General features: G+C 48.7%; 1 protein-coding gene. It reads left to right on the top strand.

Annotated features, from left to right (window positions below; genetic code table 11):
- Nucleotides 1-1,036, top strand: a 1,036-nt coding sequence (locus AC805_RS16445; RefSeq protein ID WP_197278763.1) for a right-handed parallel beta-helix repeat-containing protein, incomplete at both ends; no start/stop codon positions are given.

A 1,036-nucleotide genomic window follows, 5' to 3' on the forward strand; every position in this document is an offset into this window, starting at 1 on the left:
CACTGTATCTGGTAATACGTCGGATTTTAATGGTGGTGGAATTTATGGCGATGGAGCTGTGACCCTCACCAATAGTACTTTGTCGGGCAATACGGCTAGTACTGGTGGTGGGATTTCTGGCAATGGAGCCGTGACGCTCACCAATAGCACTGTCTCTGGTAATACGGCTAGTACTGGTGGTGGTGGTGGGATTTTGGGCAATGGAGCCGTGACACTCACCAATAGCACTGTCTCTGGTAATACGTCAACTACTAGTGATGGTGGTGGGATTTATGGCTATGGAGCCGTGACGCTCACCGATAGTACTGTGTCAGGTAATACGGCTAGTACTGGTGGTGGGATTTCTGGCGATGGAGCCGTGACGCTCATCAATAGCACTGTATCTGGTAATACGGCTAGTAGTTATTATGGTGGTGGGATTTATGGCTATGGAGACGTGACGCTCACCAATAGCACTGTGTCTGGTAATACGGCTACTACTAATAATGGTGGAGGGATTTATGGCAATAGAGACGTGACGCTCACCAATAGCACTGTATCTGGTAATACGGCTGGTAATAATGGTGATGGTGGAGGGATTTATGGCAAGGGAGACGTGACGCTCACTAATAGTACTATCTCTGGTAATACGGCTACTAATGGTAGTGGTGGAGGGATTTATGGCAATGGAGCCGTGACGCTCACCAATAGCACTGTCTCTGTTAATACGTCGGATTTTAATGGTGGTGGGATTTCTGGCAATGGAGCCGTGACGCTCATCAATAGCACTGTCTCTGGTAATACGGCTGGTAATAATGGTGGTGGGATTTCTGGCAATGGAGCCGTGACCCTCACCAATAGCACCGTCTCTGGTAATACGGCGAGTATTGGTGGTGGGATTTCTGGCAAGGGAGCCGTGACCCTCACCAATAGCACTGTCTCTGGTAATACGGCTACTAAGTATGGTAATGGTGGTGGGATTTCTGGCATTAGCGCCGTGACGCTCACCAATAGCACTGTCTCTGGTAATACAGCTAAAGTTAATGGTGGTGGGATT

This window comes from Pseudanabaena sp. 'Roaring Creek' (assembly GCF_001402795.1).
Lineage (GTDB): Bacteria > Cyanobacteriota > Cyanobacteriia > Pseudanabaenales > Pseudanabaenaceae > Pseudanabaena.